This window comes from Streptomyces sp. NPDC055103, assembly GCF_053607625.1.
Genome location: NZ_JBSGTX010000024.1, coordinates 20,818 through 44,226, shown reverse-complemented (window position 1 = coordinate 44,226; position 23,409 = coordinate 20,818). Strand labels below are relative to the sequence as shown.

Annotated in this window: 18 protein-coding genes and 1 pseudogene; 12 read left to right on the top strand and 7 right to left on the bottom strand. The window is 73.3% G+C overall.

The annotated features are described in order from the left end of the window. The first annotated feature begins 78 nt into the window (after positions 1-78). Positions 79-2,802, top strand: a complete 2,724-nt coding sequence (polA, locus tag ACWFR1_RS17325) for a DNA polymerase I (protein WP_453551860.1) — start codon at positions 79-81, stop codon at positions 2,800-2,802. Positions 2,803-3,111: 309 nt separating this feature from the next. Further along, a pseudogene (locus ACWFR1_RS17320) lies at positions 3,112-3,768 on the top strand (serine hydrolase); the annotation flags it as partial. A 241-nt stretch (positions 3,769-4,009) separates the two neighbouring features. On the opposite strand, the gene ACWFR1_RS17315 reads toward ACWFR1_RS17320, so the two are convergent. Further along, positions 4,010-4,942, bottom strand: a complete 933-nt coding sequence (locus ACWFR1_RS17315) for a DUF4184 family protein (RefSeq protein WP_453551857.1) — start codon at positions 4,940-4,942, stop codon at positions 4,010-4,012. A 269-nt stretch (positions 4,943-5,211) separates the two neighbouring features. On the opposite strand from ACWFR1_RS17315, the gene ACWFR1_RS17310 reads away from it, so the two are divergent. The 3 genes from ACWFR1_RS17310 to ACWFR1_RS17300 all read left to right on the top strand — a co-directional run bounded on the left by ACWFR1_RS17310 (position 5,212) and on the right by ACWFR1_RS17300 (position 8,363). Next, on the top strand, positions 5,212-7,056 hold the full coding sequence (locus tag ACWFR1_RS17310; protein WP_453551855.1) for a lytic transglycosylase domain-containing protein: 1,845 nt from the start codon (positions 5,212-5,214) through the stop codon (positions 7,054-7,056). Between the two features lie 173 nt (positions 7,057-7,229). Beyond that, positions 7,230-7,370: an SPW_0924 family protein gene (locus ACWFR1_RS17305; protein WP_453551852.1), complete on the top strand. Its 141-nt coding sequence runs from the start codon at positions 7,230-7,232 to the stop codon at positions 7,368-7,370. 9 nt (positions 7,371-7,379) lie between these two features. Next, complete coding sequence (locus ACWFR1_RS17300) at positions 7,380-8,363, top strand: DUF3068 domain-containing protein (protein ID WP_453551850.1); 984 nt, start codon at positions 7,380-7,382, stop codon at positions 8,361-8,363. Here ACWFR1_RS17300 and hrpB read toward each other — a convergent pair. Beyond that, positions 8,347-10,896 carry an ATP-dependent helicase HrpB gene (gene hrpB, locus ACWFR1_RS17295; protein ID WP_453551847.1) on the bottom strand — a complete coding sequence of 850 codons (2,550 nt, stop codon included), beginning with the start codon at positions 10,894-10,896 and terminating at the stop codon, positions 8,347-8,349. The genes ACWFR1_RS17300 and hrpB overlap by 17 nt on opposite strands. A 59-nt stretch (positions 10,897-10,955) precedes the next feature. Next, the gene (locus ACWFR1_RS17290; protein WP_453551844.1) at positions 10,956-11,816 is read right to left on the bottom strand and encodes a class I SAM-dependent methyltransferase; all 861 of its coding nucleotides are present in this window, start codon (positions 11,814-11,816) and stop codon (positions 10,956-10,958) included. Positions 11,817-12,169: 353 nt separating this feature from the next. Here ACWFR1_RS17290 and rpsA point away from each other — a divergent pair, with 353 nt between their 5' ends. The 4 genes from rpsA (at position 12,170) to ACWFR1_RS17270 (ending at position 15,922) form a co-directional block, all read left to right on the top strand. Next, positions 12,170-13,684, top strand: coding sequence for a 30S ribosomal protein S1 (gene rpsA / locus ACWFR1_RS17285; RefSeq protein ID WP_073806662.1), 1,515 nt, complete (start codon positions 12,170-12,172; stop codon positions 13,682-13,684). Positions 13,685-13,902: 218 nt separating this feature from the next. Further along, a complete protein-coding gene (locus ACWFR1_RS17280) occupies positions 13,903-14,841 on the top strand; it encodes a PAC2 family protein (protein ID WP_453551842.1) in 939 nt (312 codons plus the stop codon). A 31-nt stretch (positions 14,842-14,872) separates the two neighbouring features. After that, entirely contained in the window at positions 14,873-15,478 is a 606-nt protein-coding gene (coaE, locus tag ACWFR1_RS17275; protein ID WP_453551838.1) for a dephospho-CoA kinase, read from the top strand. A 75-nt stretch (positions 15,479-15,553) separates the two neighbouring features. Next, positions 15,554-15,922 carry a tetratricopeptide repeat protein gene (locus ACWFR1_RS17270; protein WP_453551835.1) on the top strand — a complete coding sequence of 123 codons (369 nt, stop codon included), beginning with the start codon at positions 15,554-15,556 and terminating at the stop codon, positions 15,920-15,922. Positions 15,923-15,932: 10 nt separating this feature from the next. Here the strand turns inward: ACWFR1_RS17270 and ACWFR1_RS17265 are convergent, their stop codons facing one another. After that, positions 15,933-16,199, bottom strand: coding sequence for a DUF6343 family protein (locus ACWFR1_RS17265; RefSeq protein ID WP_453551832.1), 267 nt, complete (start codon positions 16,197-16,199; stop codon positions 15,933-15,935). A gap of 136 nt (positions 16,200-16,335) precedes the next feature. Beyond that, positions 16,336-16,671, bottom strand: a complete 336-nt coding sequence (locus tag ACWFR1_RS17260) for a hypothetical protein (protein WP_453551830.1) — start codon at positions 16,669-16,671, stop codon at positions 16,336-16,338. Between the two features lie 252 nt (positions 16,672-16,923). Here ACWFR1_RS17260 and ACWFR1_RS17255 point away from each other — a divergent pair, with 252 nt between their 5' ends. The 3 genes from ACWFR1_RS17255 to ACWFR1_RS17245 all read left to right on the top strand — a co-directional run bounded on the left by ACWFR1_RS17255 (position 16,924) and on the right by ACWFR1_RS17245 (position 22,027). Beyond that, positions 16,924-19,806 carry a DEAD/DEAH box helicase gene (locus ACWFR1_RS17255; RefSeq protein ID WP_453551827.1) on the top strand — a complete coding sequence of 961 codons (2,883 nt, stop codon included), beginning with the start codon at positions 16,924-16,926 and terminating at the stop codon, positions 19,804-19,806. Beyond that, positions 19,803-21,086: an SWIM zinc finger family protein gene (locus tag ACWFR1_RS17250; RefSeq protein WP_453551824.1), complete on the top strand. Its 1,284-nt coding sequence runs from the start codon at positions 19,803-19,805 to the stop codon at positions 21,084-21,086. The genes ACWFR1_RS17255 and ACWFR1_RS17250 overlap by 4 nt, the downstream gene beginning before the upstream one ends. A gap of 140 nt (positions 21,087-21,226) precedes the next feature. Next, entirely contained in the window at positions 21,227-22,027 is an 801-nt protein-coding gene (locus tag ACWFR1_RS17245; protein ID WP_453551821.1) for a chaplin, read from the top strand. A gap of 79 nt (positions 22,028-22,106) precedes the next feature. On the opposite strand, the gene ACWFR1_RS17240 is transcribed toward ACWFR1_RS17245, so the two are convergent. Next, positions 22,107-22,796, bottom strand: coding sequence for a DUF2293 domain-containing protein (locus ACWFR1_RS17240; protein ID WP_453551819.1), 690 nt, complete (start codon positions 22,794-22,796; stop codon positions 22,107-22,109). Positions 22,797-22,893: 97 nt separating this feature from the next. After that, the gene (locus ACWFR1_RS17235; protein ID WP_453551817.1) at positions 22,894-23,352 is read right to left on the bottom strand and encodes a hypothetical protein; all 459 of its coding nucleotides are present in this window, start codon (positions 23,350-23,352) and stop codon (positions 22,894-22,896) included. Positions 23,353-23,409 lie beyond the last annotated feature (57 nt).

Here is a 23,409-nt window from a genome sequence, read left to right as displayed (position 1 = left end):
GCGGTCCGGGCAGCGCGACGGGGCGGGGGCGACGCCTGGGCGACCGGGAATGTCAGTGGGGCGTGGGAGGATCGTTCCGTGGCCGAGACAGCATCGAAGAAGACCGAGAAGACCGAAGCGGACCGCCCGCGACTCCTCCTCATGGACGGGCACTCCCTGGCGTACCGCGCGTTCTTCGCGCTGCCCGCGGAGAACTTCACCACCGCGACGGGACAGCCGACGAACGCGATCTACGGGTTCGCCTCGATGCTGGCGAACACCCTCCGCGACGAGGCGCCCACGCACTTCGCGGTCGCGTTCGACGTGTCCCGCAAGACCTGGCGGTCCGACGAGTTCCCCGAGTACAAGGCGAACCGCTCGAAGACCCCCGACGAGTTCAAGGGCCAGGTCGAGCTCATCGGCGAGCTCCTCGACGCGATGCACGCGCCGCGCTTCGCGGTCGACGGCTTCGAGGCCGACGACGTCATCGCGACCCTCGCCACCCAGGCGGAGGCCGAGGGCTTCGAGGTCCTGATCGTCACCGGCGACCGGGACTCGTTCCAGCTCGTCACCGAGCGCACCACCGTGCTCTACCCCACCAAGGGCGTCTCCGAGCTGACCCGCTTCACCCCGGAGAAGGTCGAGGAGAAGTACGGCCTGACCCCCGCGCAGTACCCCGACTTCGCCGCCCTGCGCGGCGACCCGTCCGACAACCTCCCGGGCATCCCCGGCGTCGGCGAGAAGACCGCCGCGAAGTGGATCAACCAGTTCGGCTCCTTCGCCGAGCTGGTCGACCGCGCCGAGGAGGTCAAGGGCAAGGCCGGGCAGAACTTCCGCGACCACCTGCAGTCGGTCAAGCTCAACCGCCGCCTGACCGAGATGGTCCGGGACGTCGAGCTGCCGAAGACCGTGCTCGACCTCGTCCGCGAGCCCTACGACCGCGGGGCCGTCGCGTTCGTCCTCGACACCCTGGAGATCCGCAACCCCTCGCTGCGCGAGCGGCTCCTCGCCGTCGACCCCGGCGCCGCCGAGGAGGCCGCCCCCGCCCCCGCCGCGGGTGTCGAGCTCGACACCTCCGTCCTCGGCGCCGGCGAGCTCGCCCCCTGGCTCGCCGAGCACGGCACCGAGCCCCTCGGCATCGCCACCGTCGACAGCTGGGCCCTCGGCACGGGGAACGTCAGCGAGGTCGCCCTCGCCGCCGCCGGAGGAGCCGCCGCCTGGTTCGACCCGAGCGCGGTCGACGAGGCCGACGAGCAGGCCTGGGCCGCGTGGATCGCCGACCCGGCCCGCCCCAAGGTCATGCACAACGCCAAGGGCGCGATGCGGGTCTTCCCCGAGCACGGCTGGAGCGTCGCGGGCGTCACCATGGACACCGCCCTCGCCGCCTACCTCGTCAAGCCCGGCCGGCGCTCCTTCGCGCTCGACGCGCTCTCCGTCGAGTACCTCGGGCGCGAGCTCGCCCCGGCGGCGGCCGCCGCCGACGGCCAGCTCGCCTTCGGCGCCGACGACACCGCCGAGGCCGAAGCCCTCATGACCCAGGCCCGCGCGGTCCTCGACCTCGCCGCCGCCTTCGACGAGCGGCTCGGCGAGGTCGGCGCCCGCGAGCTCCTCCACGACGTCGAGCTGCCCACCTCCGCCCTCCTCGCCCGCCTGGAGCGCAACGGCATCGCCGCCGACCGCGACCATCTGGAGGCCATGGAGCAGCAGTTCGCCGGCGCCGTGCAGCAGGCCGTGAAGGAGGCGCACGCCTCCGTCGGCCACGAGTTCAACCTCGGCTCGCCCAAGCAGCTCCAGGAGGTCTTCTTCGGCGAGCTGAACCTCCCGAAGACCAAGAAGACCAAGACCGGGTACACGACGGACGCCGACGCGCTCGCCTGGCTGGCCGGCCAGACCGAGCACGAACTGCCCCTGATCATGCTCCGCCATCGCGAGCAGGCCCGGCTCCGCTCCACCGTCGAGGGCCTGATCAAGACGGTCGCCGCCGACGGCCGGATCCACACCACCTTCAGTCAGACCGTCGCCGCCACCGGCCGTCTCTCCTCCACCGACCCGAACCTGCAGAACGTTCCGGTCCGCACGGACGAGGGCCGCGCCATCCGGCACGGCTTCGTCGTCGGCGAGGGCTTCGAAGCCCTCATGACCGCCGACTACAGCCAGATCGAGCTGCGCGTCATGGCCCACCTCTCCGAGGACGAGGGGCTCATCGAGGCCTTCACCTCGGGCGAGGACCTGCACACCACGGTCGCCTCCCAGGTCTTCGGCGTGGAGCGGTCCGCCGTCGACGCCGAGATGCGCCGCAAGATCAAGGCCATGTCGTACGGCCTGGCCTACGGCCTCTCCGCCTTCGGCCTCTCGCAGCAGCTGAACATCGACCCGGGCGAGGCCCGCGGCCTGATGGACACCTACTTCGAGCGCTTCGGCGGGGTCCGGGACTATCTGCGCCGGGTCGTCGACGAGGCCCGCGCCACCGGATACACCGAGACGATGTTGGGCCGCCGCCGCTACCTGCCCGACCTCAACAGCGACAACCGGCAGCGCCGCGAGTCCGCCGAGCGGATGGCGCTCAACGCACCGATCCAGGGCACGGCCGCCGACATCGTCAAGGTCGCCATGCTGGGCGTCGACCGGGCGCTGACCGAAGCGGGCCTCGCCTCCCGGATGCTGCTCCAGGTCCACGACGAAATCGTGCTCGAACTCGCCCCGGGCGAGCGCGAGCAGGTCGAGGCGCTGGTCCGCGAGCAGATGTCCGCCGCGGCGGACCTCCGCGCCCCGCTCGACGTCTCGGTCGGAGTAGGCCTGAACTGGGACTCGGCCGCCCACTGACGCAGGGGGCCCGGCGCCCGCCGGGGTGGGGCCCGTGCTCTGCCCGCGTGGGGGCCGGCCCCGCCCGTGCCCCGCGCCCGCCCGTGCGGGTCCCGCCGCCCTGTTGTGGGCATTCGTCCCGCTGGGTTGGGGGTCCCCCCGGGGCGAAGCCCCAGGGGGAGGGTGGGCACGACGGGGCGGCGCCCCTTGCCGGGCCCAGGCTGCCGGTGCCCCGGACCCGCACCACGGGTGCGGTGCGGCCCCGGGGTTGTGCGCCAGGTGGACCAGTCAGGGGGCGGGTCGACGCCCCCGCTCCCGAGACTGGGGAGCATGATCATGAGCCGCCGCTCCCGCCTCCGCGCCTGGGCGCTCCTCGGGGCGTTCCTCGGAGCATCGGGCACCGCCTGGCCCGCCGAGGCACACCGCGCGCCCGCACTCTGCACCTCGTCCCGCGAGCCGGCCCTCGCCGCCCGGATGTCCCAGGACATCGCGGCGGCGCTCAAGGGCCGCGACGGCACGGTCTCGGTCGCCGTCCACGACCCCCGCCGCGGACTGCGCTGCCGGCTCGGGGACACCCGGCTCTACGACTCCGCCAGCACCGCCAAGGTCCTCATCATGCAGGCCGTCCTCGGCCGGGCCGAGGAACTGGGCCGCGCGCCCACCCGGCTGGAGGCCCAGCGGATGAAGGCCATGATCACCCGCTCGGACAACACCGCCGCCACCGACCTGTGGCACGGGCTCTCACGCGCTCGCCTGAACAGGGTGCTGCGCGAGGCCGGCGCCCAGGACACCGTCCTCGGCCACGACCGCTACTGGGGCCTCACCCGCACCACCGCCCGCGATCAACTGGCCCTGCTCGCCGCGGTCTCCCACCGCACCGAGGCGCTCACCCTGATGGGGCAGGTCGTCAGCAGCCAGGCCTGGGGCGTCACCGCGGGCGCGCCCCGCACGGTCAAGGTCCACCTCAAGAACGGCTGGCTGCCTCGCGCCACCCACGAGTGGCGGGTCCACAGCATCGGCATCGTCCGCGGCACGGGCACGGGCACGGGCACAGGTACCGGCACCGGTACGGGTACTGCCGCCACCGCCGACTACCGACTGGCGCTCCTGAGCCACGACAACCCCACCATGCGGTACGGAGTACGCACCCTGGAGGGCGTCGCCCTCGCCGTGCACCGCGGCCTCGCGGGCAGCACGGCGGCCCGCGGTTTCACCCCTGGCGACAGGATCAGCGAGACCCCGGACGGGAGCGCTCCGCCCGGCGAACCGGGGCCTCTCCCTTCGAGCCCTCCGAGCCCTCCGGTCCCTCCGACGCCGGGAGGGTCGTGGCCGGGGCCCCGGCCACAGGAGTGGGGGACGTTCCCAGGAGCCGCGCCCCCGTCCCGTACAGCACGAGCCCGACGGCGAGCCCCGCGCCGGCCCCGAAGCAGGCCGTCGGAATGACGTCCAGGGGCGTCTCGATCCGGTTCCAGCCCCAGTACGCGGCCCAGCGCAGCACCCGGTGGGCGACACCGGCGAGGACACAGCCGCCGATGAGGCCGACCGCGACAAGCCGCCCCCGCCGGCCCGGGACCGGCACCCCGGCGGGCAGCTCCGTGCCCGGCGCGGTGGAGCGCGCCGCCCGGAACGTGAACCAGCAGAGGAGCCCCAGGGCCAGCGCGGAACCCCCGTACTGCGCGTAGAGATAGACGGGGAACCCGGCGACGAGCTCGCCGAGGAAGGGGATCGCCCGCGTGCCCCAGCGGTCGATGTGGGTGAAGGAGTCCCACACCACGTGGGTCGTCGAACCGAGCACCGCGGAGAGGAAGAACCACCCGGCGAGCACCGCCGCGTGCCGCTCCCGCCAGGGCCGGCCCCGCACGAGCCCGTACACCCGCCCGCGCACCCGGGCGGGCAGCAGCGCGACGAGCGGCTCGCGCACGGTCAGCCAGAGGCCCACGAGAGCCGCGGTGATCAGTACGTCGGCCGTGACGATCCCGACGGGGGAGTGGGTGACGTCCCCGAGGGCCATCGCACCGGGCACCGCCGTGGCCGCGAAGTAGGTCATGTCCGGCGCGAAGGAGCCGGCGACGAGGGCGGACGCGACCAGCGGTCCGCGCGCGGTTCCGTCCCGGTGCAGCCCGGGCAGGACGGCGGCGGCATGGCTCAGCGTGAACGGCAACAGGAGCTCCAACTCGGTTCCGGTGGTGACGGCCGGGGCGGGGAACGGCCGCAGTACAAGAGGTACCGGACGCGCCGACCGGTTCCCTTTCCCGGCCCGTATACGTGCGGAGACCACCGGTCCGTGTCCGATCGACAGGAGCCCGAGAGGTGACGAAAGCGTGAAGCACGGTCAGGCGCCCGTGTCCGCCGGTCCGGAGTTGGCATAGGGTCGCCTGAGGTCACACGCGGGGAGCGTGGGACGCAGTCGATGGGGAGGGGACCACAGGTATGGCAGCGCAATTGGGCCGCCGTCTGCGCAGGGGGGCCACCAGCGGTGCGGTGGTGGCCGCGGCGGTCGCGGCGCTCGCCGCCTCGCAGGCACCGGAGATGACCCCGCCGCCCGCGGACAACGCCGGTGGCGACCGGCCCATCGGCGCGGGGGACACCGCGACGCCGCCGGCCGACGGGTCCGCGACCGGCGATTCCCCGTACTACACCGAACTGCCTCCCCTGAACACCCCGAACAAGCCGGGGGCGCCCACCCACCTGCCGGTGATCACCGGGCCCGCCGAGGCCGGCATACCCGCGTCCGTCCTCTCCGCCTACAAGCGGGCCGAGGCATCGATCCGCTCGACCGACCCCGCCTGCAACCTGCCGTGGCAGCTGCTCGCCGGTATCGGCAAGGTCGAGTCCGGGCAGGCGCGCGGCGGCCGGGTCGATGCCAACGGCACGACCCTCTCGCCGATCCTCGGCCCCGTCCTCAACGGCGTCGGCTTCGCCGACATCTCGGACACCGACGGCGGCGCCTACGACAACGACAAGATCCACGACCGCGCCGTCGGCCCGATGCAGTTCATCCCGTCGACCTGGGCGACCTGGGGCCAGGACGCCAACAGCGACGGCAAGAAGGACCCGAACAACATCTACGACGCCGCGCAGGCCGCCGGTCTCTACCTCTGCGCCAACGACCGGAACCTCGCGCTCAAGGCCGACCTCGACCGCGCCGTCCTCAGCTACAACCGCTCGACGGAGTACCTGAACACGGTCCTGTCCTGGTTCGAGTACTACAAGCGCGGCACCCACCAGGTCCCGGACGGCATGGGCGTGCTGCCGGTCGACCGCAGCGACGACCGCGGCCGGGTCAACCGCCCCAGGCCCACCCCGCCGTTCTCGCCCCTGCCGACGGATCGCGCGCCGAAGCCCCCCGTGCCGAAGCCGTCCGGTACGGTCGCGCCGCCGAAGGCCACGCCCCCGACGACCGACCCGTCGCCGACGGTCCCGCCGACGACGGTCCCGCCGACGACGAGCCCGAGCGAGCCCCCGACCACTCCGCCGACGACGACGCCCACCGTCCCGCCGGCCGTCAAGGTCACACGGCTCTCGACCGTGGCCACAGGCCCGCTGACGACCAGCACCGGGAACGTCTTCGCCAAGGCCCCCACGGTCGCGGCGCTCGACGCGTCCGGCGCGCCCGTCGCCGGCGTGAGCATCCGCTTCGAGATCATCGGCGCCACCGACGCCCGCTTCTCCGGCGGCACGACCTCGGCCCTCGCCACCACCGGGTCGAGCGGCATGGCGGCCTCTCCCGTGCTGCGGGCGGGCGAGACGCTCGGTTCGTTCACGGTGCGGGCCACCGTGGTGAGCCGCACCCTGCCCGCCGTCGAGTTCACCGCGACGGTCACCGAGCGCCAGGCGGACGCCCTCACGCGGCTCGAAGGCGACGCCCTGTCCGCCACCGCCGGCACCGGGTTCACCCAGCAGCTGCGGGTGAAGGCCACCGACCAGGGCGCGCTCGCCCCCGGTGTCGTCGTCACCGGCCTCGTCGTCGCCTCGCAGACGGACACCGCGGCGAGCGCCGACGGCCCGTACTTCAAGGGCGACGCGGGAACGACGGCCAGGACGAAGACCTTCACGACCGACGCGAACGGTCTGATCACCCTCGATCCCGGCGCACTCCTCGCGGGCGACAAGGCGGGCACGTACTTCCTCAAGCTGACGACGCCCGGCGGCGGCAGCACCTTCGTCGAGCTCACGGTCACGGCGGCGCCCACCACCGAGCCGTCGACCCCGGCGCCGGCGCCCTCCACGACCGACGCACCCGAGGCCACCTCCTCTCCCTCCCCCTCGGCCTGACCGAGAGCCCCGCTCACCGCGTCGCGTCACCCCGCGCCGCCCCTCCGTCCGTACCGGACGCGGGGGGCGGCGTTCCGCGTTACCCGGGTACAACGTGTTCTCATCTCGCGGTCCCGTTGCTACGGTTCCCCCCGCCCTGACGCCCCATCAGATCGAGCAGCGGGAGGCCGACCATGCGCGCCCTTGTCGCCGTCGCCATCGGACTCGCCCCAGTCCTCCTCTTCGTCCTCCTCGTCTCCTTCGTCGATCTGCCGCCCGACGGGCCGACCTCGCCCAAACCGCTGCTCACCGCCGATCCCGGCCCGAAGAAGTAGGGGGCGACCGTGCGCCGCCGAGCCAGCCTCGTCCTGCTCGCCCTCGCCGTCTGCTGCGCCGCGATGGCACCGACCCTGCGGTGGTACGCCTTCCCGCGCCTGGCGAAGATCCCGCCGAACCAGTACCAGGAGACCGTCCTGGAGGCGAGCCCCGCGACCCTCCTCAACTACTCCACGCTCAAGTCCGAGAAGGTCCAGAAGCTCACGATCATCCAGACCCTCAAGGGCAACGTGGAGGAGTCGAAGCGGATCGAACGCGACGCCGGACGCGACGTCGTCGTCTGGGACGCCCTCGCCTACATCACCGGCCCCGACGGCAAGATGGTCTCCAAGATCCCCGAGCGCTACATCTTCGACGCCCACACCCAGGACCCCGTCCACGCCACCGGCGAGACGGTCGACGGCGACCCGGTCCGGCGCGAGGGCATCGAGTTCAAGTGGCCCTTCCTCACCGAGAAGCGGGACTACCAGTACTTCGACGCCCAGACCCGTACCTCGGCCCCCATCCACTACAAGGGCACACAGAACTTCCGCGGCCTGGAGGTCTACTACTTCGAGCAGACCATCCCCTGGACCAAGGTCCCCATGCCCAAGACCATGCCGGTCAAGATCCCCCCGGAGGTCATCGCCGATTCCGGCCTCACCCGCTGGTACACGACCAAGCGCATGTTCTGGATCGAGCCCGTCACCGGCGCGCCCGTCAACGGCGAGGAGATCCACAAGGAGGAGCTCCGCAACGCCAGGACACTGATGGGGCAGGACACCCTCACCGTCTTCGAGGGCCACGTGAAGATGCGCGAGGATTACGTCAAGAGCGTCGGCGAGCTGGTCGAATCCAACCGGCTGATGGTCCTGATGCTCGTCTCCTACCTGCCCTGGAGCCTCACCGTCCTGGCCCTCGCCCTCCTCGCCCTGGCCTTCTGGCTGGAGGCCCGCTCCCGCCGCACGGCATCGCCTTCGGCACCCTCGGGGTCCGTCACCGCTCCCGTCTGACCCGCGCGCTGGTGTACCGGGTCGGCTCGTACGCGGAGGGGTCCTCCGGCCACGGATGCTTCGGATACCGGCCGCGGAGCTCCGCCCGCACGGCCCGGTAGCCCTCCCGCCAGAACGACGCCAGGTCGGCGGTGACGGCCGCCGGCCGCCCGGCGGGCGAGAGCAGATGGACCAGCACCGGCACCCCCGCCACCCGGGGCGTCTCGGTCAGACCGAACATCTCCTGCAGCTTCACCGCGAGCACCGGCCGCCCGCCGCCGTACTCGACCCGTATCCGCGAACCGCTCGGCACCTCGATCCGCTCCGGCGCGAGCTCGTCCAGCCGGCCCGCCTCGCCCGTCGCCCAGGGCAGCAGCCGCCGCAGGGCCTGACCGGCGTCGATCCGCCCCAGATCGGCCCGGCGCGCCGCCCGGGACAACTCCGGCTCCAGCCACTCCCCGGCCCCGTCCACCAACGCCCCGTCCGCCACGTCCGGCCAGGGCTCGCCCAGCTCTCCGTACAGGAAGGCGAGCCGCTCGCGCAGCTCCGAGGCCTCCCGGCTCCACCGCAGCAGCCCGAGCCCCTCCCGCCGCAGCCCGTCGAGCAGCGCCGCCCGTACGAGCGCGGGCTCGGCCCCCGGCCCGAGGGGCCGTACGGTCAGCTCGACCGCGCCCAGCCGGTCCACCGAACGCGCGACCACGTCCCCGTCCTCCCAGTGGACCTCCTCGCCCGTGGCTCGCAGATGACCCGCCGCCCACCGGGCCGTGCCCTCGTCGACCACGGCTGCCAGCCGCACCCGCGCCGTGGCGTCCCGCGCCGTACGGTCCGCCACCGCCACGGCCAGCCACGGAGTGGAACGCAGCCCCGAACCCTCGGCGATCCGGGCCCCGCCGCCCGACACCATCAGATACCCGCCCTGCTCCCGGGCCCTGGCCACCCGCTCCGGAAAGGCCAGCGCGGTCACCAACCCGGCCACGGCGTCCTCGTCCCCGGACCCCGGCGCCGCGCGCTGCCCTGGTTCGGCCGCCTCACCGGCCGAACGCTCCAGACGCCGCGCCTCCGCCTTCCAACGGGCCGCGTAGCCGTCCCCGCCCCGACAGGCCGACCGCCAGGCCGCCGTCAGATCGTCCCCGTACTCCCTGGGAGGCTCCTCGCTCAGCAGCGCCACCACCTCCGCCGCCCGCCGGACCCCCACCTCGGCGGCGCCGTCGAGCAGCGCCCGGCCCAGCCGGGGGTGAAGCCCGAGCCGGGACAGCCGCCCTCCCCGCTCGGTGGCCCGCCCCTCCTCGTCCACGGCACCGACCGCCGCGAGCACGGAACGGGCCGCCGCCATCGCACCGGCCGGCGGCGCGTCCAGCAGGGCGAGCCCCTCCGCCGTCGGATCGCCCCAGCAGGCGACCCGCAGGGCGAAGGCCGCGAGGTCGGCGATCCTGATCTCGGGCGAGGGGAACCGCACCCGGCTCCCGTCCTCGGCCTCCGCCCAGCACCGGTAGACGGTGCCGGAGGCCTCGCGCATCGAACGCCCGGCCCGCTGAGTGGCGGCCGCGGTCGACACCGGCACCGTCGCCAGCGACCCCAGCCCCCGCGCGTGGTCCATCCGGGGCTCCCGTGCGAGCCCCGAGTCCACGACGATCCGGACCCCGGGCACCGTCAGGCTCGACTCCGCCACCGAGGTCGACAGCACCACCCGGCGCCGCCCGCCCGGCTCGGCCCCTCGCAGGACCGCGTCCTGCACCGCGGCAGGCGCCCGGCCGTGCAGCTGGAGGACCTCCGCGTCCAGCCCCGCGAGCAGCCCCGCCGTCCGGGCGATCTCGCCTGTGCCGGGGAGGAAGCAGAGGACGTCCCCCTCGTGCCGCTCCATCGCCAGCCGGACCGTCGCCGCCACATGGCGCAGCAGCGCCGGATCCACCCAGGTGCCGTGCGCGGGCCGGATCCCGGCCGGCGGGGCGGCGAACCGGACCGTGTATCCGTGTCCCTCGCCCTCGCTCCGCACGACCGGCGCGGGTCCGCCGCCGTCCACGACCGTGAGCAGCCGCGCCCACGCTTCCGCGTCGCTCGTCGCCGAGGCCGCGATCAGCTTCAGCTCCGGCCGCAGGGCGGCGCGGACGTCCACCAGGAAGGCCAGGGCCGTATCGGCGTCCAGATGCCGCTCGTGGCACTCGTCGAGCAGCACCACGTCCACGCCCGCCAGCTCGGGATCCCGCTGGAGCCGCTGGAGCAGGACGCCCGTGGTCACCACCTCGACCCGGGTCGCGGGACCGATCCGCCGCTCGCCGCGCACCGAGAAGCCGACCGCCCCGCCGACCTCCTCGCCGAGCAGCCAGGCCATCCGCCGGGCCGCCGCCCGCACCGCCATCCGGCGCGGCTCGGCCACCAGCACCTGCCGCTTCGGTCCGCCCCCTATGTACCCCGCGAGGGCGAGCGGCACCAGCGTCGTCTTGCCGGTGCCGGGCGGCGCGTGGAGCACCGCCGTGCCGCGCTCCTCGAGCGCGGTCAGCAGCTCGGGGACGGCATGGCGGACGGGAAGCAGGTCGAGTGCGTCGTTTCGGATCACGTACTCAGTCTCATACGCGAGAAGAAGAAGTGGGCCCGGCTGTCCACAGGCCCCACCCATTAATAGGACTGTTCCTGGCGTTCGCAGACGAAGATCGCCGTGCCCGGGATCAGGTTCCCCCGGAGCGGCGACCAGCCGCCCCACTCCTGGCTGTTCCAGGCCGGCCACTCCGGCTCGACCAGGTCCACGAGCCGGAAACCGCCCGCCACCACGTCCCGCACCCGGTCCCCGATCGTCCTGTGGTGCTCCACATAGACGGCCCGGCCCTGCTCGTCCTGTTCGACGTAGGGCGTGCGGTCGAAGTACGAGGCCGCCACCGAGAGGCCCTCCGGCCCCGGCTCGTCCGGGAACGCCCAGCGGATCGGGTGCGTCACCGAGAAGACCCAGCGGCCGCCGGGCCGCAGCACCCGGCGCACCTCGCGGAAGACCCGTACGGGATCGGCCACGAACGGCACCGCGCCGTACGCCGAGCAGACCAGGTCGAAGGAGCCGTCCCGGAAGGGCAGCGCCCCGGCGTCCGCCTCGACCAGCGGCACGCCCCCGCCGATCCGCAGCGCGTGCTGGAGCTGCCGGTGCGAGAGGTCGAGGGCCACCGGCCGTGCCCCCTGCGCCGCCAGCCAGCGCGAGCACTGCGCCGCGCCCGCGCCGATCTCCAGGACGTCGCGCCCCTTCAGCGAACCGGCCGGCCCGAGCAGCTCCGCCTCGGCCTCGTCGAGCCCCTCGGGACCCCATACGAACCGGTCGTCACCGAGGAAGGCCCCGTGCTCGCTCTGGTACTCGTCCGCGTTCCGGTCCCACCAGCCGCGGCTGGCCCGGCTGCTCTCCGCGTCCCCCGCGTCACGCCGGGTCGCCTCGGCCTCGCCCTCGGCCCCGCTCTCGACGGAGTCGCGGCCCTCGTGCTGTTCGTACTCTTGGTTCATCTCGCCCGCCGATGTAGTTTGCGCTCAGTGCCGCCGTGCGGCCGACCCCGCCTGTGGTGCGGATCGGCGCGGCGGACAAGAAATAGTGCCGGGTTTGCACGGTTCTGCCCCCGGTGCGCGCTTCGCGCATTGACCCTGTCCGGCCGCCCCCGTATGCTAAAGGTTGCGCTGCGGGCCTGCGCGCCTCAGACGGAGCAGGCCGCGCTCGTACCTGTTGTATGTCCCCTCGGTTTTCGAGGCGCCTCCCGTTCGCGGGCAGGGGCTTCATTGGCTGTCCGGCTTCTTGGTGCGATACGGGCTCTCGGCGTAGCAGTACCTACGACTTTCTGTCCGTAACCGGAGCCCTTTCCCACATGACGAGCAGCACCGAGACCACCGCCACCAGCACCACCCCGCAGGTTGCGGTCAACGACATCGGTAACGAGGAAGCCTTCCTCGCCGCGATCGACGAGACGATCAAGTACTTCAACGACGGCGACATCGTCGACGGCGTCATCGTGAAGGTCGACCGGGACGAGGTCCTGCTCGACATCGGTTACAAGACCGAAGGCGTTATCCCGAGCCGCGAGCTCTCGATCAAGCACGACGTCGACCCGAACGAGGTCGTCAAGGTCGGCGACGAGATCGAGGCCCTGGTTCTCCAGAAGGAGGACAAGGAAGGCCGCCTGATCCTCTCGAAGAAGCGCGCCCAGTACGAGCGCGCCTGGGGCACCATCGAGAAGATCAAGGAAGAAGACGGCATCGTCACCGGTACCGTCATCGAGGTCGTCAAGGGTGGTCTCATCCTCGACATCGGCCTCCGCGGCTTCCTCCCGGCCTCCCTGGTCGAGATGCGTCGTGTCCGCGACCTCCAGCCCTACGTGGGCAAGGAGCTCGAGGCGAAGATCATCGAGCTGGACAAGAACCGCAACAACGTGGTCCTGTCCCGCCGCGCCTGGCTCGAGCAGACCCAGTCCGAGGTTCGCCAGACGTTCCTCACCACCCTGCAGAAGGGTCAGGTCCGCTCCGGCGTCGTTTCCTCGATCGTCAACTTCGGTGCCTTCGTGGACCTGGGTGGCGTCGACGGTCTCGTGCACGTCTCCGAGCTGTCCTGGAAGCACATCGACCACCCGTCCGAGGTTGTCGAGGTCGGCCAGGAAGTCACCGTCGAGGTTCTCGACGTGGACATGGACCGCGAGCGTGTCTCCCTGTCGCTGAAGGCGACGCAGGAGGACCCGTGGCAGCAGTTCGCCCGGACCCACCAGATCGGCCAGGTCGTCCCGGGTAAGGTCACGAAGCTGGTTCCGTTCGGTGCGTTCGTCCGCGTGGACGAGGGCATCGAGGGTCTGGTCCACATCTCCGAGCTGGCCGAGCGCCACGTGGAGATCCCGGAGCAGGTCGTCCAGGTCAACGACGAGATCTTCGTCAAGGTCATCGACATCGACCTCGAGCGTCGTCGCATCAGCCTCTCGCTGAAGCAGGCCAACGAGTCCTTCGGTGCCGACCCGGCCTCGGTCGAGTTCGACCCGACCCTGTACGGCATGGCCGCGTCCTACGACGACCAGGGCAACTACATCTACCCCGAGGGCTTCGACCCCGAGACCAACGACTGGCTCGAGGGCTTCGAGACCCAGCGCGAGGCCTGGGAGACCCAGTACGCCGAGGCGCAGTCGCGCTTCGAGCAGCACCAGGCTCAGGTCATCAAGTCCCGCGAGGCCGACGAGGCCGCCGCTGCCGAGGGCGCTGCCGCCCCGGCCGCCGGTGGCAACGCCGGTGCGGGCATCTCGGGTGGTTCGTACTCCTCGGAGTCGGACGACAACTCCGGCGCCCTGGCGTCGGACGAGGCGCTCGCCGCCCTCCGCGAGAAGCTCGCCGGCGGCCAGAGCTGAACAGGCTCTCCGCTGAGCGCTAGCCGCTAGCGAATCGAGGCCCGCTTCCCTTCGGGGAAGCGGGCCTCGGTCGTTTCCACGGGTCCCCTCCGGGGCTCGGGGCTTCCACGGGCTCCACCGGGGTACGTCCGGGCTCCTCCGCCGGAAGATCGGCCCGCACGGGAATGGTGGTGCGGCTCACGGCGTTGCCAGAGAGAACACGAGGAGGAGCGGTAATCGTGCTTGATCCCCAGGATTTGTACGAATGGGACCCGAAGGGCCTGGCCGTCGTCGACCTGGCTCTCGCGCAGGAGTCGGCCGGGCTGGTCATGCTCTACCACTTCGAGGGCTACATCGACGCCGGCGAGGCGGGTGAGCAGATCGTCGAGCGGCTGCTCGACACCCTTCCCCACCAGCTGGTGGCCCGCTTCGACCACGACCGGCTCGTGGACTACCGCGCCCGCCGCCCCCTGCTGACCTTCCGGCGTGACCGCTGGAGCGCGTACGAGACGCCGTCCATCGAGGTCCGCCTCGTCCAGGACGCCACAGGGGCCCCCTTCCTGCTCCTCTCGGGGCCCGAGCCCGACGTCGAGTGGGAGCGGTTCGCCGCCGCCGTCCGGCAGATCGTCGAGCGCCTCGGCGTGCGCCTCTCGGTCAACTTCCACGGCATCCCCATGGGCGTGCCGCACACCCGGCCCGTCGGCCTCACCCCGCACGGCACCCGCACGGACCTCATGCCCGGGCACACCAGCCCCTTCGACGAGGCCCAGGTCCCCGGCAGCGCCGAGTCCCTCGTCGAGTACCGGCTGTCGGAGTCCGGCCACGACACCCTCGGGGTAGCCGCCCACGTCCCGCACTACGTGGCCCGCTCGCCGTATCCGGACGCCGCCCTGACCGTCCTCGAGGCCGTCACGGCCGCCACCGGCCTCGTGCTGCCCGGCGTCGCCCACGCGCTGCGGACCGAGGCCCGCCGCACCCAGACCGAGATCGACCGCCAGATCGGCGAGGGCGACGAGGAGCTGGTCGCGCTCGTACAGGGCCTTGAGCACCAGTACGACGCGGTGGCCGGCGCCGAGACCCGCGGCAGCCTGGTCGCCGAGCCGGTCGACCTGCCCTCGGCCGACGAGCTGGGCCGCGAGTTCGAGCGCTTCCTCGCCGAGCGGGAGGGCGACGCATAGCCCCCGCGGGCCAGGCCCTAAGCTGCCGCTCATGCTGAAGGTGGGCCTGACCGGCGGGATCGGCGCCGGCAAGAGCGAAGTGTCGCGGCTGCTCGTCTCGTACGGGGCCGTGCTGATCGACGCGGACCGGATCGCCCGCGAGGTCGTCGAACCCGGGACACCTGGGCTCGCGGCCGTCGTGGAGGCCTTCGGGGACGACGTCCTGACCGAGGACGGCGCGCTCGACCGGCCGAAGCTCGGCTCCATCGTGTTCGCCGACGCCGACCGGCTGGCCACCCTGAACGCCATCGTGCACCCCCTGGTCGGGGCCCGGTCGGCGGAGCTGGAGAGCAGGGCGGGTACCGGAGACGTCGTCGTCCACGACGTACCCCTGCTCGCCGAGAACGGACTCGCGCCGCTGTACGACCTGGTCGTGGTCGTGGACGCGTCCCCCGAGACCCAGCTCGACCGGCTCGTACGCCTCAGGGGCATGGCCGAGTCCGAGGCCAGGGCCCGGATGGCCGCCCAGGCCACACGCGCCCAGCGGCTGGCGATCGCGGAGCTCGTGATCGACAACGACGGTCCGCTGGAGGCGCTGGAACCGCAGGTCCGGAAGGTCTGGGACGAGCTGGAGCGCCGCGCCGCCGCTTCGGTCTAGGCCTCTCCCCGTACGTGGCGGAATGCCGTCGCCGGGTCCGGTGTTCCTTCACCTGATCGAGGGAAGGATGCCATCGTGGCCGACAGGAACCCGGAAACGCACGTCATCGACTTCCGCGCCGCCGAGCACCTGCTGGCCGCGCGGGACCCGCGTGGCGCCGTGAAGCTGCTGGACTCGGTGATCGCCGCCCATCCCGAGAACACGGCGGCGCGACTGCTGAGGGCCCGGGCGTTCTTCGCGGCCGCCCAGCTCCGCCCGGCGCAGCTGGAGTTCGAGCTGGTCCTGGAGCGCGAGCCGGACAACGCCTTCGCGCACTTCGCGCTGGCCCGCACCTTCGAGCGCTCGGGGCGGACCGCCCAGGCCACTCGGCACTTCCGGCTCGCCGCCGCGCTCGACCCGAAGCCGGAGTACCTCCAGGCGGCGGGTTTCGACACACCGAAGTGACGGCCCGGGCTCAGCGGTCCGCGCCGTGGTCGGGTTCGTAGGGCGGGACGTCCCGTCCCGGCTGCCAGTGCGGGCCCTGGTGGAGGTGGTGCAGGACCATCGACAGGTCGACCACGACCACCAGGAGGAGCACCCCGCAGGCGGCGGCCCAGCCCGGGCGGCCCACCAGCGAGAACACGGTCGTGCCGAAGGCGGCCCAGAGCAGCCCCCACACACTGAGCCAGAACCGCAGCCGCAGGGCACTGCGCGCGGTGGCCGGCTCGTTCCCTGAGCGCATGACGGTCACCCCTCCCTCCGGGGCCCCTGTCCACTTCCAGGATGGACCCGCGGCGGCGGAGGGGGAAGGGCGGGCGAACGAGCGGAGGGCGCGGCAGGCGGGTGCCTATGGGCGGCCGCCTCCGGTCTGGTCGTGCCTAGTGGATGACGCTGTAGCTGCGCCAGGGGAGGGTGCCCGGCACGATGTTGTTGCCGCTGTTGGTGGGGAGGTAGGTGTTGGTCTTCCCCCGGCAGTCGCGGGTCGGGTAGAGCCTGATGTCGACCAGGGTCTCGTTCAGCACGTGGGTCGCACCGGACGGCGCGAGCCGGTGGCAGCCCTTCACCGAGGGGCTGGTCACGGTCACCGTCACCTCGCGTTCCGTCTCGTACGAGAGCGTGCCGACGGCGCTGCGGCCGAGGCCCGAGCAGCCGGCGACCGCGAGAGTGAGCAGGACGGCTCCGGTGGCCGTCGTGAGACGCCGGCGAACGGACATGGCGAATCCTCTTCTGTCGTGCGAAGGCGGCGGTCCGCGGGCACCCCGGTTCACCCGGGTCCACCTCGGGCCCACCCCCGGTCCAGGCCACCATGCCGCCTGCCGGACCGTGCCGCATCCGCTGCTGGGCCGGCCGGGCGAACGGGCCCTGGCGGCGTTGTCAGACCCCACCCGTAAGGTCGGAGTTCCCAGTAGGAGAGCCGGGCGGAGATCCCGTCGGAATCCGCCGCACAGCGGGAGGAGAGCAGAGCCGTGACGCACACCTGGGCGACCGCCGCCGTCTTTCTCCCGGCTGCCCTTCCGCGCGAGGGCCGCATCGCCTTCTGGGCACCCGACGGGGGAGCCCTGCCGGACCTCGCCGTGTCCGGCGGCGGCCCGGAGTCCGCCGAAGCCGGGCCCGACGGTCCGGAGCACGTCGAGCTGACCGTCGTCCGGCGGCACGGGAGCGGGGCCCGCACCCGGGTCGTGCCCGCCGTCACCCTCCCCGTCGCCGCCGCCCTGCCCCATCTCGTCGCGGCCCGCCACCACCCGGCCGCACACCCCGCCACCGCCTGCTGGGGAGCCGCAGCCCTGCACGCCCTGCAGCTGCTCGCCCGGGGCCGGCTCCTGCCCGGGCTCACCGCCGACGACCTGGACGCCTGGCGGGCCGGCCCGCTGGACGCCGATGACATCGCCCACCTGCGGGCCGTCGCCGCGGCCATGCCGTACGAGGCGCACGCCGTGCCCGTTCCCGGACCAGGCCCCCTGCGGCTGCCCGAGCCCGAGGCGCTCGTCCGCGCCTTCCTCGACGCGGTCGCCGACACCCTGCCCCGCACCCCGGCCGCTGTCCACGCGGTCGGGGCGCCGTTCGCGGCCCGCGCGCCGCAGCATCTGCCCCGCGCGCGTGCCTGGGCAGCGGAGGCCGCCGCCGGGATGGACGCGGGCGTGCGGGTATCCCTCCGCCTCGACCTGTCCGGGTGGGAACTCTTCGACATCGCCGACACAGGCGCCGGCGAGGAGGGCGGTGCCGAGCGCCAGGCGGCCGCCGCGATCCTCCAGATCCACAGTCTCGCCGACCCGACCCTCGTCATCGACGCCCTGGCCCTGTGGGCGGGGGAGGGCGAGCACTTCGGGCCGCGCGCCCGGGTCGACGCGGTCCTCGCCCTGCGCCGGGCCGCCCGGGTCTGGCCGCCGCTTGCCCGGCTCATGGAGCGGGACGTGCCCGACGTCCTCGCCGTCACCGAGGGCGAGTTGTACGAACTGCTCGGCCCCGCGGCGGCCCGCCTCGCCGACGCCGGGGTCGCCGTGCACTGGCCGCGCGAGCTCGCGCGCTCGCTGAGCGCCTCCGCCGTCGTCAGCCCCGCCCTCTCCGCGCCCGGCTCCGCGACCGACGGCACCGCGTTCTTCGACAGCGAGGAGCTCCTGCGGTTCAACTGGCAGCTGGCACTCGACGGCGATCCGCTCACCGAGCGCGAGATGGACCTTCTCGCCGAGTCGCACCGGCCCGTCGTACGCCTCCGCGACCAGTGGGTGGTCATCGACCCCGATCTCGTCCGCAAGGCCCGCAAGCGCGAACTGGGCCTGCTGGAACCGGTCGACGCCCTCGCCGTCGCCCTCACCGGCACCGCGGAGGTGGACGGCGAGACCGTCCCCGCCGTCCCCGTCGGCGCGCTCGCCGCCCTCCGGGACCGGCTCATGGCCGGCCCCGAGGAAGTACAGGCCCCGCCCGGCCTGACCGCCACCCTCCGCGACTACCAGCTCCGCGGCCTCGCCTGGCTGGACCTGATGACCTCGCTCGGCCTCGGCGGCTGCCTCGCCGACGACATGGGACTCGGCAAGACCGTCACGCTCATCGCCCTCCACCTGCGCCGCGCCCGCCGTGCCCCCACCCTCGTGGTCTGCCCGGCGTCCCTCCTCGGCAACTGGCAGCGTGAGATCGAGAAGTTCGCGCCCGGCACACCGGTGTGCCGCTTCCACGGTGTCGACCGGGATCTCGGCGGGGTGGACGGCGGTTTCGTCCTCACCACCTACGGCACCCTCCGCACCAGCGCCGCCCAACTTGCCGAGCGGGAGTGGGGCATGGTCGTCGCCGACGAGGCGCAGCACGTCAAGAACCCGTTCTCCGCGACCGCGAAGGCACTGCGCGAGATCCCCTCACCCGCCCGGGTCGCCCTGACCGGCACCCCCGTGGAGAACAACCTCTCCGAACTGTGGGCGCTCCTCGACTGGACCACCCCCGGTCTCCTCGGCCCACTCAAGGCCTTCCGCTCCCGCCACGCCCGGGCCGTGGAGAACAACGAGGAGATCGAGCACACGGAGGCCGTCGAGCGGCTCGCCAGGCTCGTTCGGCCCTTCCTGCTGCGCCGCCGGAAGTCCGACCCAGGGATCGTTCCCGAGCTGCCGCCCAAGACCGAGTCCGACCACCCCGTGTCCCTCACCCGGGAACAGGCCTCGCTCTACGAGGCCGTCGTCCGCGAGACCATGGCGCAGATCGAGGCCGCCGAGGGCATGGCGCGCCGCGGGCTCGTCATGAAGCTGCTGACCTCCCTGAAGCAGATCTGCAACCACCCCGCGCAGTACCTCAAGGAGGAGGCGCCGCGCGGCAGCGGCACCGCCCGGCTCGCGGGCCGCTCCGGGAAGCTCGCCCTGCTCGACGAACTCCTCGACACGATCCTCTCCGAGGACGGGTCCGTGCTCGTCTTCACCCAGTACGTGTCCATGGCCAGGCTCCTCGCCGACCACCTGGCCGCGCGCGGCATCCAGGCCCAACTGCTCCACGGCGGCACCCCGGTGGCCGAGCGCGAGCGGATGGTCGACCGCTTCCAGGCGGGGGAGGTCCCCGTCTTCCTGCTCTCGCTCAAGGCCGCGGGGACCGGCCTCAACCTCACCCGCGCCGGCCACGTCGTGCACTACGACCGCTGGTGGAACCCGGCCGTCGAGGAACAGGCCACCGACCGGGCCTACCGGATCGGACAGACCCAACCGGTGCAGGTCCACCGCCTCGTGGCCGAGGGGACGGTCGAGGACCGCATCGCCGAGATGCTGCGCGCCAAGCGTGCCCTGGCCGACGCCGTCCTCGGCTCGGGCGAGGCCGCACTGACCGAACTGACCGACCGCGAGCTGGCCGACCTGGTGTCCCTGAGGAGGCAGGCGTGAACCTTCCGCGCTCCGCCCGTGGGGCCACGCCCCGTCACGACGACCGCCGCCGCAGCTTTCCGCAAGTCGCGCCCCGCGAGGCGCCCGACGGCCGGTTCGCCGCCACCTGGTGGGGCAACGCCTGGGTGGAGGCGCTGGAGGACGCCGCCCTCGACCCGGCGCGCCTCGCCCGCGGCAGGGCGTACGCCGGACGGGGCCACGTCGACGCGATCACCGTCACCCCCGGCCGGGTCGTCGCCTACGTCCACGGCAGCCGCCCCCGCCCGTACCGCACCGAGATCAGGATGCGGACCCTCGGCGACGACGGCTGGGAGCGGTTCCTCGACGAGGCCACCGCCCGCCCCGATCACATCGCCGCCCTCCTCGACAAGGACGTGCCGCACGCCCTGGAGGCCGTCACCGGCCTGCTGCCCGCGCCGGGGGACCTGATCCCCGACTGCTCCTGCCCGGACGACGGTTACCCCTGCAAGCACGCCGCCGCCCTCTGCTACCAGGCGGCGAGGCTTCTCGACGAGGATCCGTTCGTCCTCTTCCTGATGCGCGGTCGTGGCGAGCAGGAGCTGCTCGCCGAGCTCACCCGGCGCAACGCCGCCTTGTCCGCGGCCGAGACGTCCGCCACGGCGCCGCCGATGCCGACGGTCCCCGCCCGCGCCGCGCTCGCCGCGACGGCGTCCGGGGCGGCAGGGACGGGACTCCCGCCCCTGCCCCGGCCGTTGGCGCTGCCCGACCGGCCGGGCCGTCCGGCTGTCTTCCCGCCCGACCCCGAAGCCCCCGATCCGCTCTCCCTCGACCTCCTCGCGAGCGAGGCAGCGGTCCGTGCCCACACCTTCCTCGCCACCGGACAGGACCCGGTCGCCGCTCTCACGCCGTGGCAGGACGCGGTACGGCTGGCCGCCGCGCACCCCGGCTCCGGGCTCACCGCCTCGACCCGCGCGCTCTACCGCGACCTGGCGTACGCGCTGGACCGCACGCCCACGGACCTCGCCCGCGCCGTCGCCGCCTGGCGGCAGGGCGGCGCCGCCGGCCTTGCCGTCCTGGAGGAGCCCTGGGACCCCCCGGCGGGCCCGTTCGACCGGGCCCGACCCGCGCTGCTCGCCGCCGACTTCCCCGCCTTCCGGCCCTGGCGCAATCGGCTGTCCACCGAGTCCCTGCAGCTCAGACTGGGCCGGGACGGCCTCTGGTACGGCTACGAGTCGGACGGGGGGCGCGAGGACTGGTGGCCGCGCGGCGAGCCGGATCAGGACCCGGTCGGCGCCCTCACCGACCTGCTCGGCGGGTGAGGGGAAGGAGGTACCGACACTCGAACGGCACCCCACTCGAAGGAGTGAATCACGCCAACGGCCGGATCCGGCACCCGCGTTTGTCGCGTTGATTCCGGTACGGGCACTTGCCCGTGTACACCTCCGGAAGGCAGGAAGCCATGAGGCAGATTCGCCGAAGTGGTCTGGCCACATTGATGGTCACGGGTGGAGCGCTCGCGCTCTCGGCGGGCGCCGCGCACGCCGACGCCGGTGCCCAGGGCGCCGCGGTCGGTTCGCCAGGAGTGATCTCCGGCAACACGGTCCAGCTGCCCGTCCACGTGCCGGTCAACGTCTGTGGCAACACGGTCAACGTCATCGGACTGCTCAACCCGGCGGCCGGCAACAGCTGTGCCAACACGTCGCCCGCTCCTGAGCCCGGTGGCTACGGCGAGGAGGACGGCGGCGGCCGGTCGCACAAGGACCTGCCCGGCACCCCGCGCGGCGGCGAGCAGGGCGGCGGTTCCGAGAGCGGTGGTTCCTCCAACGGCGGTGGTTCCACGGCCGAGACCCGTACCGAGGGTTCCCCCGGCATCCTCTCCGGAAACGGCCTCCAGCTGCCGATCGACCTCCCCGTGAACGTCAGCGGGAACTCGGTCAACGTCGTCGGCGTCGGCAACCCGGCCGTCGGCAACACCGCGGTCAACGGCCCCGGAAAGCCCGCCCAGCCGATCGAGCAGCCGACGCCGCGCCCGCAGACCCCCGTCAGGAACGTGCCGGTTCCGCGCGCCGACGAGACCGAGAAGCCGACGCCCGCGCCCGTACCCGCCCCTGCGCACGCTCCGCAGAGCGCGTCCGAGTCGGTCGCGCTGGCCGCCACGGGTTCGGACACCGTCGGCTACGCCGCCGCGGGGAGCGCCGCGCTGCTGCTCGGCGGCGCCCTGATGTACCGCCGCGCCCGCCGCGCCGGCGACGGGGCCTGACGGTCCCACCCCCGCGCCGGGGCCGGACCCGAGGTCGTCCTCTTCGCGCACCGACCGGCGCGCGCTGACACCCGAGCCGTCAGCCGCGTCCCCGGCCGCGCGTGTCCCCGGCGCCGTGGCGCCAGGCCCGGAGCACCGCCTCGATGGCGGGAGCGACCCTCGTCCGGGCCTGGTGCCGGGGAACCCCCTGCATCAGCAGGCTGTCGTAGGGCGTGTCGACATGCCGTACGGAGGCGCGTACGGCGGCGGTGACGGCGCCCCGGTCGAGCGAACGGCCCGCGGCCGTCCGCCCCACACGACCGCTGCCCTTCGCCGACGCGTGCTCGGAGATCTCCGTGGCCCGGTTTTCCGGGCAGGACGGGAACAAGCGGAGGATCTCGGCCCGCAGGGTCGCGGTGATCCCGGCGTCGAGCGCCGCGCGCCGCACCGCGTCCCGGGCCCGCCGCCTGGCCCGCGCCTCCGCGTCCGCCAGGCAGGCCGCCTCCGCCCGTACCAGCGCCGCCTCTTCGACGAGCAGGCCCTGACGCTCGTACCGTGTGCGGCGCCGGTTGTGCCGGACGACCACGGCCCAGAGGGTGCTGCTCTCCCTGGCGCGCCGGGTGAGCGCCGTGTCTCCCCGGCGCAGGAACACCAGGTGGCCGAGATCGGCGCAGTCCAGGCAGACCGGAGCGTTGAACTCGACGATCATCCGCTCCAGCGGCCCCTGGTGGCACTCCGAGCAGCGGCGCCGTTTGAGCGGTTCGACGACGACGGGTGCGACGAGGTCCATGGCAGGCCCTCCCTCCGGTCCTTCCTCCGGGCGCGTCCCGGAGCGTTACCCCGGCCCTTCCTGCGGTCTTACCGCCGGGCGTTTCTCCGGTCGTTCCTCAGCGGACGCCGGGCGCGGCCGCGGCGATGAACGCGGCGAGCGCTTCCTTCGCCTGCTCCGAGCGGCCGGCCCGGTCCGCCTCGTCGACCGCCTCGTGCATGCAGTGGGAATCCACGAAGGCCGCCTCGGCCAACCGTCGGACCTCCGGGTCGTCGCACACCAACTGGACGCGGAAGAGGGCCTGTCGAGCGGCGGTGCGCTGCCGGTAGGAGGCGTGGCGGGACTCTTCGGCCTCCTCCGACCCGGGGCGATCGAGCGCCCGGAACCAGCGGTCGTTCTGGCTGTGCCGGTAGTCGACGACCGCGCCGGCGAAGGCGCTGTAGGTTGCGATCCGTTCCTGTCTGAGCTGCTCGGTGCGGGCGAGCGCGGCCGTGCGCTCGGTGGCCCGCCCCTGGAACCAGTGTGTGAAGACGGCACCCAGCAGGGTTCCCGCCACGGCTATCAGCGCCGCGTCCATGACCGCCAGCCCTCCCGATTCCCCGGATTTTCAGACCCGTTTCCGACCTGTAGATCA

Excerpts from the sequence above, each read along its gene's own strand:
- rpsA (WP_073806662.1), top strand. The coding sequence starts at position 12,170 with ATGACGAGCAGCACCGAGACCACCGCCACCAGCACCACCCCGCAGGTT.
- ACWFR1_RS17260 (WP_453551830.1), bottom strand. The coding sequence starts at position 16,671 with ATGTCCGTTCGCCGGCGTCTCACGACGGCCACCGGAGCCGTCCTGCTC.
- ACWFR1_RS17290 (WP_453551844.1), bottom strand. The coding sequence starts at position 11,816 with ATGAACCAAGAGTACGAACAGCACGAGGGCCGCGACTCCGTCGAGAGC.
- ACWFR1_RS17265 (WP_453551832.1), bottom strand. The coding sequence starts at position 16,199 with ATGCGCTCAGGGAACGAGCCGGCCACCGCGCGCAGTGCCCTGCGGCTG.
- ACWFR1_RS17310 (WP_453551855.1), top strand. The coding sequence starts at position 5,212 with ATGGCAGCGCAATTGGGCCGCCGTCTGCGCAGGGGGGCCACCAGCGGT.
- ACWFR1_RS17245 (WP_453551821.1), top strand. The coding sequence starts at position 21,227 with ATGAGGCAGATTCGCCGAAGTGGTCTGGCCACATTGATGGTCACGGGT.
- coaE (WP_453551838.1), top strand. The coding sequence starts at position 14,873 with ATGCTGAAGGTGGGCCTGACCGGCGGGATCGGCGCCGGCAAGAGCGAA.
- ACWFR1_RS17235 (WP_453551817.1), bottom strand. The coding sequence starts at position 23,352 with ATGGACGCGGCGCTGATAGCCGTGGCGGGAACCCTGCTGGGTGCCGTC.
- ACWFR1_RS17240 (WP_453551819.1), bottom strand. The coding sequence starts at position 22,796 with ATGGACCTCGTCGCACCCGTCGTCGTCGAACCGCTCAAACGGCGCCGC.
- ACWFR1_RS17305 (WP_453551852.1), top strand. The coding sequence starts at position 7,230 with ATGCGCGCCCTTGTCGCCGTCGCCATCGGACTCGCCCCAGTCCTCCTC.